A 7,226-nucleotide genomic window follows, 5' to 3' on the forward strand; every position below is an offset into this window, starting at 1 on the left:
GGGGCAAGTACAACCGGAATATCTCCCTCAATATGCTGCTGGATATTGCTGACGGGCTGGGCATCCCCGTGTCGGTTTTCGTAACCTTCACACCGGAAGAGGAGGCTCTGTGGAAGGGCTATGGTCTCCGGGATCCGGTCATCACCGAAGGGGATGTATTAAACTTTGCCCGCCGGCTGTATAAGAAAAATCCGAATTCTCCCCTTTTTCATGATGATCAGGAGGAGTCTCACACCGCCATAGAGCATCCGGATGAAAAATAGTCAGCAGCAGATGAAAAATAAAAAAGGCATCCACCTGTGGACGCCTTTTTTCCGGTTCTTCATAGAATAAAAACATTCAGCCTGCGCTGTACCGCAGCTTCAGCATTGTCATGAATACCTCAAGTTTTCCGATACGGGACAAAATAAAAAAAGCGCCGATATACATCGACGCTTTTTTATGGCGGAGTGAGGGAGATTCGAACTCCCGCACCGGTCACCCGGTCTAACGATTTAGCAAACCGTCCTCTTCAGCCACTTGAGTATCACTCCACATAGCTGACTTGTGTAATAATACACTATAAAGGGCCTGATTGTCAAGAGTTTATTTTCTCCGTCCTCTTTGCCAGGGAGAGTGTCATATGACAAGGCAGGGCTTATTTTTTAATAATAGGGTACAATATAGATAAACCTGTACAGGGAGATGATGGAACCATGGAAATCGAAAAATCGGTATTTGCCCGGAAGCGCTGGATAAAAGATGCTATGCTGGCCTATGGATTCCGACAGGACGGGCATCATTTTCTTCTGGAAAAGGGTTTTCTCCAGGGAGATTTCACTCTCCTCCTTTCCGTCTCAGACCAGGGGACAGTCTGCGGCCGGGTAGTGGACGGAATGACGGGAGAGGAATATGACCAGCTTCAGCGGGAGACGGGAGGAGCCTATGTGAATATGGTGAGAAGCGCCTATGAATCCCTTCTTGGAGAAATCGCCAAAGCCTGCTGTACCGATGTTCTTTTTGCCTCCGACCAGGCCAATCGTCTTGCCGGCTTAATCCTGCAAAAATTCCACATCTGCCCGGATTATCCTTTTGATCATATGGCCCGTTACCGGTCCTACGGCGTGTTTCGGCACGAGAAAAACAGGAAATGGTTTGCCCTGATCATGAATGTAAAGAAAAGTCTGGTAGATAAAGGCAGCTGCCAGGACATGGTGGATATCCTGAATCTGAAAATCGAACCGGAAAAGGGGTCTATCCTTCATCAGATTCCCGGTATCTATCCTGCCTACCATATGAATCACAAAACATGGATTTCCGTACTGCTGGATGGTACCGTAACCGACGAGAAGGTCATGAGCCTCATAGAGACCAGTTTTGCGCTGACAAAATGACAATGAAAATCTAATGATTACTCTGAATCATTTTTCAAATTCATAATCAGCACTGATGTTTCATAATTGGCAATGCATGGTCCTGTTCTTTCTGTTTCTTTTTTCTATTTATTCAGGTATAATAGGCGTAGATGAGAGTAGAGGAAAGGTCCGGGGAGCGGCCGCCCAAAAATACCCGGTTCCTGCCGATACTGCAATCCATCTCGCATAGATGAATCCATAAGAGCTCCGGATATGAAGTCCGTTCGATGCGTTCTGATGTTCCTGCCTCCCAGGACTGGGGCTTCAGAAGTATATGGTTTTGTACTGTAATCGAATAGCCTGAAAGAGATCATCATTACGATGCGGCAGACGAATTCCAATGCGCGGCTTCGCCTGTCTGGCCTAGCTCTTTCAGGCTTTTCGTCGTGTCTACAAGAGAGAAATCCATGCAGCTCCTCCTATTTTTCAAAGTGCCGCACACTCTTTTGTACTTTGAGACCCATGAAAAAAAGACCGGAAACCCGGTCTTCTTTTATCGTATGAGATAGACATTTACTTTGGGTTTCATGCCCCATTTATAGGCCTGATCATAATTGTCCACGCCTACATCAATGATATTTCCCCGAATGGCGCCGCCTATATCATCACAGATGGCATAGCCGTATCCTTCAATATATACTTCACTGCCCAGAGGGATAATATTGGGATCTACGGCTGCATGGCCTTTTCCTGCAAAGCCGCCCATGGCCGTTCGTCCATTTCCATCACCGTCATTGGGAGTATAGGCAGTGGCTTCCATGCGGAGGACCTTTTTATAATTTCCTGTGAACCGGGGTGCACTGTCCAGTCTGTCCCATACATCCCCATCGGCAATTCCCGTCCTGGCCAGGTTCTGTTCCGCCTGGAACCGACGTACCGCTTCCGCCGTTCCTTCGCCGTAGACGCCGTCAACGCTGCCCGGATTATATCCGTGAAGGAGGAGCTTATTCTGCAGCCGGACGACCTTTTTCCCCGAATCTCCCGGTGCCAGCACCGTTTCTCCATTCTGAGCCGCATAGACGGAGGTCAGCCGGGAAAGGGTGTCTCCATCTACCATGCCGGTAGCGGAAAAGCCTTCATCCTTCTGGAATGCCTTCACCGCTGAGGCGGTATCGCCGCCATAAATGCCGTCCACTGCGCCATCCAGATATCCCATCCGCTTCAGCTTGCGCTGGATGGATGTAACTTCGCTGCCGCTGTCTCCAATGCTGAAAAGGGAAGCTCCCCCATCGTCAGAGGAAGCGCTTTCCTCCTCCGGTGCTGCTGTGGAAACGGGAGCATCCACATTCTGAAGAGAGGCATAGGTCATTTCATCAATAACGCCGGATACAGGAATCCCCTCTGCCTTCTGGAAAGCCTTGACAGCCCGGGTGGTGTCTTCGCCATAAACGCCATCCACGCTGCCTTTGAGGAAACCGGCCTCCTGAAGCCTGACCTGCATATCGCTGATCATAGTTCCCCGGTTGCCTTCGGCATACACTACGCCGCCGCCGGGCCGGTATCCCTTATTAGCCGCTCTTTCAATCGCTGCCCTGGTCGCATCATCAGCCCTGCCGGTTGCAGGCAGGCCCTTCGCCTTCTGAAACAGGACAACCGCTTCTCTGGTGGTGGATCCAAAGTCCCCATCCACTGTACGTGCAAGATAGCCCGCTGCTACCAGATCATTCTGCAGGGCAGTCACATCGCTTCCTGACATGCCGATGGAAAGAGTCTGGGCAGACACGGTAAGAGACGCCAGAAGCCAGATGGCTGCTGTGCATCCCCATGTATATAAAGCACGCATTCATATCACCTCCATAGACTCCTGTATTTTACCATTTTCTGCCGAATTTGTAAAAAAAAGAGTAAAACCCCCTGTTTTGTTAATGCAAATGATTCGTTCTTTGCCTTATCTCCTCCTTGTAAAAAAGCAGATCTGACCGGTGGGAAACATAGTATAAAAACAGGCAGAATCGGGAGTTTCAAGCCCATAATCAGACTGTAAAATCAGCAGGCATCATTCACTATGATTTTCTATTTCTTACTCTTTATGGATTGCGCTTTTTCAATGAAATCAATATAACCTGCCTGCTCTCCAGCCCCAGTGAGGCCATGCCCCTTCTGACCCTGCCGTCATTTCAAAGGAAACAGAAAATCCTTTCATCATCTTCCTGCACAATGCTCTACATGCCGGACCGGCAGGAAGTCCTCTGCAGAAATCTAATTGTCTAAATCTGAAAAAAATACTATAATAAAAGGGTATGTGTAACTGTAATTTCAAGGAGGAAATATGGAGTCACTCAACAATCTGGTATCCGCCATTAACGGATTTCTATGGTCATCCGTGATTATCGTGCTGCTTGTGGGGGCAGGTTTTTATTTCACTGTACGCACAAGGGGTGTACAGATCCGCTACTTCAGCCGAATGTTCAAACTCATTGCCCACACCGCCGGGCGGAAGACAGAAGGAAATGAAGTGTCCCCCTTCCAGGCTTTCTGTGTCAGCACTGCTTCCCGCGTAGGTGTCGGCAACATTGCCGGTATAGCCATTGCCATTGTTACCGGTGGTCCCGGTGCCATTTTCTGGATGTGGTTTATTGCTGTCATTGGTTCTGCTACTGGTTTTGTAGAATCCACTCTGGCACAGATTTACAAAGTTCCCCGAGAAGACGGGAATGGATTCCGCGGCGGTCCGGCCTATTATCTGAAGAACGGTCTGGGCCACGGCATCTGGGCTGCTGTCTTTGCTATTCTTATTTCCGTTACCTACGGCATGATTTACAACTCTGTCCAGTCCAATACCATTTCTCTGGCCCTGAATCATGCTCTGGGCGCTGACCGTATGATAGTAGGCGGCGTTGTCACTGTACTGGCCATGCTGGTCATCTGCGGCGGCATGGGACGCATTGCCCGGGTGACGGAATGGATGGTGCCTATTATGGCAGGCATTTATATCGTCGTCGCTTTGGGAATTATGCTTTACAATATTACGGAAATGCCCCATGTATTTTATATCATCCTGCGGGATGCCTTTGACTGGCAGGCAGCCTTCGGCGGCGGTATGGGCGCTGCTGTGCTTACCGGTTTCAAGAGAGGCCTTTTCTCCAACGAAGCCGGCGAAGGTTCTGTCCCGAACGCTGCAGCCACTGCAGATGCAACCCATCCTGTAGTGCAGGGCCTCATCCAGGCTTTCGGCGTGTATGTAGATACCCTCTTCATCTGCTCCGCTTCCGCCTTTATCGTTCTTCTCACCGGTGATTACAGTTCCACCGGCCTTACAGGCATCGAACTTATCCAGTGGGATCTGGCGCAGTACTTCGGCAGCTGGGCTCCGAAAGCGGTATCCTTCCTTATTTTCCTCTTTGCCTTTACTTCCCTCATCGGCAATTATTATTACGGTGAAATCAATATCGGCCACCTGACCCGCAAGAAATGGCCGCTGAACCTGTTCCGTGTTCTCATTGCCATTATGATTTTCTGGGGCTCCATTGCTGATCTGCCCCTGGTATGGAACCTGGCAGACCTTTTCATGGCTTTCATGGTTCTCACCAACGTAACCGCCATTATTCTCCTCTTCCCCCAGGCTCGGGCCTGCCTGCTGGATTATGAAAAGCAGCTGAAAAACGGGATCTCCATTCCGATTTTCCACAAGGATGCACTGCCCGATACAAAGGGCATTGTATGGTGGGATGAGGAAAATAATTCCAACCACATGAAACGGACAGAAAAATAAATCCATGACGATGAAAAAAGACTTCTGCATTGGCAGAGGTCTTTTTTCAGTTTCTGAAGTTTGACCGGTCTTTAACCTGCGGGGTGTGGTGGTGCCCCTTGGGCGCAGTTTCCAGTGAGCGTTATGTGCTTACCTTCCTGCCAGTCTCGTCATTCCGGTTTGATCAGCCGGCAGCAGGAAATCCCTTTTATGGACAGCTGAAGAATCTCCGTACATGCCGATAGTGACTCAAATGACATGAAATACCGTGCGTCGGGAAGGTTCCGCCGGTGGATAACCTTTTCCACTGTAAATATCCTGTATAGGGCATGCACATCAGCCTATACCGGCGTCCGGTCTGCTCATTAAAATGCTTTCCTTACATCGGGCTGAACGTGCATGCCTTCCCTTTTTCCTTCTACGATAAGGAAAAAAGGCTTTGTGCACTTCCCTGCCCCAGTGTCATCCTGGACAAAAAACGGTGCCCCATCCAAAGAGCACCGTACTGTCATTTTCCATTTAAAATTTTAATGATTTTCAGAATGTCTTATCCAGATGGCCTACAACCTTCTTATTTCCTTTTTTTTCGTCCCGTTCTTCCATCTTTTTCATAATGTCATAGAGGTCTACGCCGGCGTTTTCCCAGAGAACGAAGAGATGATAGAGCAGATCGCAGGATTCATCAATGATTTCTTCTTTGTCCTCATGCTGGTCAGCGATGATAACTTCCGACGCCTCTTCACCGATTTTCTTATCAATTTTATTCTTTCCTTCCTGCTGGAGGTAATTAGTGTAGGACTTTTCCCGGGGATGAATGCGCCGATCCTTGATTTCTTCAAAAAGGGTATGAAGAATGGTAAGGTTTCCTTTGGATGCTTCGTTATTCCATTCTGCAAGGCTTCTGTAGAAGCAGCTGCGGTTATTGGTATGGCAGGCAGGGCCGTCAGGAATGACCTGAACCACCAGGGTATCGGCATCGCAGTCCACATATATGCGCTTCACGTGCTGGAAGTGGGCCGACTCTTCGCCCTTGTGCCACAGTTTCTGCCGGCTGCGGCTGAAGAACCAGGTTTCTCCGGTTTCGATGGTTTTAGCCAGGGACTCTGCATTCATGTAGGCCACCATGAGCACTTCTCCGCTCCTTGCGTCCTGCACTACAGCCGGCACCAGTCCTTTTTCATCATAATGTATATCTTTTATATCTACTGATTCCATGATTCCTCCTTACAGACGGACGGGTATGCCCCGTTCCTTCAGATACTGTTTCAAATCGGGGATGGAAATTTCCCCGAAGTGGAAGACAGAAGCAGCCAGAGCTGCATCGGATCCCGCTTCAAAGGCGTGGAGGAAATCTTCCATTTTTCCTGCTCCGCCGGAAGCAATGACCGGAATGGACAGCTGTTCGGAAAGCGTATGCATCAGTTCCAGATCATAGCCCTGCTTTTCTCCATCGGTGTCAATGGAGTTCATGCAGATTTCTCCGGCGCCAAGCTCCATGCCCTTCCGGGCCCATTCCAGTACGGAGATGCCCGTATTCTTCCGTCCTCCTTCAATATACACATCCCATCCGCCTTCGCCGTTCCGTTTGCCGTCAATGGAGAGAACTACGCACTGGTTTCCAAACCGTTCGGCACTTTCGCGGATAATTTCCGGATGCATGACAGCAGCAGAGTTAACGGATACCTTATCCGCCCCGGCCAGGAGCATGGTGCGGAAATCATCGGCTTTACGGATGCCGCCGCCTACGGTGAAGGGGATGGTAAGCTCTTCCGCAATGGCCTTTACCGTGTCTACAAAGGTTTCCCGCCCTTCATGGGTGGCAGTGATATCATAAAAAACCAATTCATCAGCGCCGGAATCGGAATAGTATTTTCCCAGCGCCACCGGATCATCCACATCCTGAAGATGATGAAACTGCTTCCCTTTGACAACCCTGCCATGATTCACATCCAGACAGGGAATAATTCGTTTTGCAAGCATAGTATGCTCCTTTTCTGGTCTTATGAGTATTTTGAAAAGAGGATCCAATGGGAAAAAGATTCAGAGAATTTGAAAGGTTCAGAGGGGTAAGAGGGTGATGGCATCGCCGCTTCGCAGCGATGAGTATATATGCTGCCTTCGGCAGCTCCCTATCCTGCTTC

Annotated in this window: 6 protein-coding genes and 1 tRNA gene; 3 read left to right on the top strand and 4 right to left on the bottom strand. The window is 49.3% G+C overall.

Translation table 11 applies throughout. The features are described 5' to 3' along the window. Nucleotides 1–263, top strand: a 263-nt coding sequence (locus ACI4N7_RS01390; protein WP_439731580.1) for a hypothetical protein, incomplete at its 5' end; no start/stop codon positions are given. A 179-nt stretch (nt 264–442) separates the two neighbouring features. On the opposite strand, the gene ACI4N7_RS01395 is transcribed toward ACI4N7_RS01390, so the two are convergent. After that, a tRNA-Ser gene (locus ACI4N7_RS01395) sits at nt 443–533 on the bottom strand. A gap of 162 nt (nt 534–695) precedes the next feature. On the opposite strand from ACI4N7_RS01395, the gene ACI4N7_RS01400 reads away from it, so the two are divergent. Next, on the top strand, nt 696–1,373 hold the full coding sequence (locus tag ACI4N7_RS01400; RefSeq protein ID WP_439731581.1) for an MmcQ/YjbR family DNA-binding protein: 678 nt from the start codon (nt 696–698) through the stop codon (nt 1,371–1,373). A 514-nt stretch (nt 1,374–1,887) separates the two neighbouring features. Here the strand turns inward: ACI4N7_RS01400 and ACI4N7_RS01405 are convergent. Next, nucleotides 1,888–3,177, bottom strand: coding sequence for a peptidoglycan-binding protein (locus tag ACI4N7_RS01405; RefSeq protein WP_439731582.1), 1,290 nt, complete (start codon nt 3,175–3,177; stop codon nt 1,888–1,890). A gap of 486 nt (nt 3,178–3,663) precedes the next feature. Here ACI4N7_RS01405 and ACI4N7_RS01410 point away from each other — a divergent pair, with 486 nt between their 5' ends. Next, nucleotides 3,664–5,106 (top strand): alanine/glycine:cation symporter family protein, encoded by a 1,443-nt coding sequence (locus ACI4N7_RS01410; protein ID WP_439731583.1) that lies wholly within the window; start codon nt 3,664–3,666, stop codon nt 5,104–5,106. Between the two features lie 516 nt (nt 5,107–5,622). Here ACI4N7_RS01410 and hisIE read toward each other — a convergent pair. Both hisIE and hisF read right to left on the bottom strand, forming a co-directional pair. Further along, complete coding sequence (hisIE, locus tag ACI4N7_RS01415; protein WP_439731584.1) at nt 5,623–6,300, bottom strand: bifunctional phosphoribosyl-AMP cyclohydrolase/phosphoribosyl-ATP diphosphatase HisIE; 678 nt, start codon at nt 6,298–6,300, stop codon at nt 5,623–5,625. 9 nt (nt 6,301–6,309) lie between these two features. Continuing rightward, nucleotides 6,310–7,065, bottom strand: a complete 756-nt coding sequence (hisF, locus tag ACI4N7_RS01420; RefSeq protein ID WP_439731585.1) for an imidazole glycerol phosphate synthase subunit HisF — start codon at nt 7,063–7,065, stop codon at nt 6,310–6,312. Nucleotides 7,066–7,226: the final 161 nt, after the last annotated feature.

Origin of the sequence: Dialister sp., from assembly GCF_051885895.1 — a bacterium.
GTDB lineage: Bacteria > Bacillota > Negativicutes > Veillonellales > Dialisteraceae > Dialister.